We start from the raw sequence: 2,063 nt of genomic DNA on the forward strand, positions 1-2,063 counted from the left end.
CTTAAACAGAGCTTAGAGTTTGCCTTTGAACAAACTGAATTGCACTTAAATTTCTAGCCTAAGCTTATACCAAATAACCCAAAGAACCATTTAAACAAGAAGAACATAGGTACCATAAAGAMTGCTGCACCGGCTCCATATTTAACCCAATCTAACCAGCCATTAAATGCCACCCCTAGCTTAGCGTTCGATATCATAGTCTTGCTGTTTTTTTCGATCTCGCTGAGTTCTGACTTCGCTTTCTCGCTCAACATGTCGAACTTGCTTCCCAGATTGTTGTTGATCTTCTCGAGTTCGGCTTTGATCACTTGATTGTTTGTTTGAAACTCGTTGTTCAGAAACTCTTGATTCTTTTTCATCTCGCTGTGCAATACCTTGATCGCCGTCTTCATCTCGGCCAAAGTTTCGTTCGTATATTGCTTGTGCTCTAAGATGGCGGTTTCTAATTTGTTGATTGATGTCAGCGAAGTCAATCTCATTTCCGTTTGTACGTCTTGGCTCGTCTGTTTGATCTGTTCGAGCTCTTGTTSSATCATCATCTCTTTGTTCATGTTTTCTTTCAGAAACGTCGAGAGATAGCCCTCCGTCGCTCTGAGACGCAAAATCATYTCTTCGTATATCCTCTTCAAGTCCTCGGTTGACTGTTGTTGCTGAACTTGTTGTTTCTCTTTCTCTTGTAACTTGTCTTTCAAAGCCATGTAAAATCGTCTCCTTTTCGTACGCCCACCCTAATTTAGTGCCACGTACCTTTTTATTCGATTCTAGATGCTCATACGTGATGTTTTTRCCTCTTARSGTCGCTTGGACRCCTTGSTCTTTTAAACGYTCCTGGAASTCTTCAAAACTAGTTGCTTGTTCTTTTGAAAAGTCAATGGCCGTTCGGATTTCATCTTTCCAACTCGACTTACCTTTTTGAAGCAATGACTGTTCAGCTAATGTGTAGCGAACATCGGCCGAGCGCTTTTCTACAATGGAAAGCCCATGTTCCTTGCACAGTTCATCACTTATTTTGCGCACATCGTCAATAGCCTCTTGGCCATGTGCATGAAACTTGCGACCATCCTCATAGTTCACGGCATTAATGACGATGTGGTTATGAATGTGATCCTTGTCTGTATGCGTATAGACGGCCACCTCGTGACCTTGTGCTAATTTCTCAGCTAGTTGTAGCCCAATTTCATTGGCTTTCTGGGGATCTACTTCATCTGGTTTAAATGATTGAATAACATGATGGGCTTGTATGCCGCCGTTCTTGCCCCATATTTCCCTTGTAGCCTTAAATTGGTTCCTTACATAGTCCACATCGCAATCAAGCGAATTTGACACCTCAGCGCGCTTCTCAGCGTACTTCAGTAAYGCATTGGCRTTTTTMGTYGTACTYAGCTTAATTGTTGCCATGCTGCAGCCAATCCYTTTTTAATTTCGTCRAGATTGTATACCAATYTCTCAARCTCCTGTTCACTYAATTGTTCGATGTCTCGTGCATTGCACCATCTCGCAATCTGRTTCACATTGGTACCCACMGMWCGCAATTCCTTCGCRATKGCWAGAGCRCCCTCACGATTRATCTTCGGCTGYCGTACYCGGGTACCCTGTGCCTTTGCTTTCACAAAGGCAGGCACCGTCATTCCTACGTTATCCGCCATCAGCGATAGCCGTTCGAATTCCTCYTCAGTGACACGGAACTTCACCTGTTTAGGCTCGTTCCTACGCTCGCCTTTCGTCTCGCTCATWCCTTTATTCCTCCTTATGTTCACCTACTRRRYGTGGTGAACTTGGTGTAAAATTCCAGCTGTATGCTTCCATAATACACCAAACAGTYGGAATAAGGCAAGCTCTACAATTGGTACCCAATTGAGCTTGGTTATGCTWKGCATAACAATCCCCCCARCCCCCTTTTCAAGGGGGAGCCAAACCGCGGACGCTGTCCACACCTGCCAAAGGAAAGCTCCTTTGGAATRGCTTCTACAAACACCCCCAACCCCCTCAAACTTTGAGGGGGCTCCCTCGCCGGTTGGCGTCAAACAAACGTGTTTGTTTGAGTGCCAAGAGGGTCTTGGTGT

2 protein-coding genes are annotated in these 2,063 nt (G+C 44.6%); both read right to left on the reverse strand.

What is annotated here, in order from left to right; genetic code table 11:
• Positions 1-180: 180 nt before the first annotated feature.
• A complete protein-coding gene (locus AC1DWA_RS32850) occupies positions 181-1,326 on the reverse strand; it encodes a relaxase/mobilization nuclease domain-containing protein (protein ID WP_477917585.1) in 1,146 nt (381 codons plus the stop codon).
• A gap of 53 nt (positions 1,327-1,379) precedes the next feature.
• The gene (locus tag AC1DWA_RS32855; RefSeq protein WP_477917587.1) at positions 1,380-1,733 is read right to left on the reverse strand and encodes a plasmid mobilization protein; all 354 of its coding nucleotides are present in this window, start codon (positions 1,731-1,733) and stop codon (positions 1,380-1,382) included.
• Positions 1,734-2,063: the final 330 nt, after the last annotated feature.

This window comes from Rhodococcus sp. P4_F3_2 (assembly GCF_056401335.1).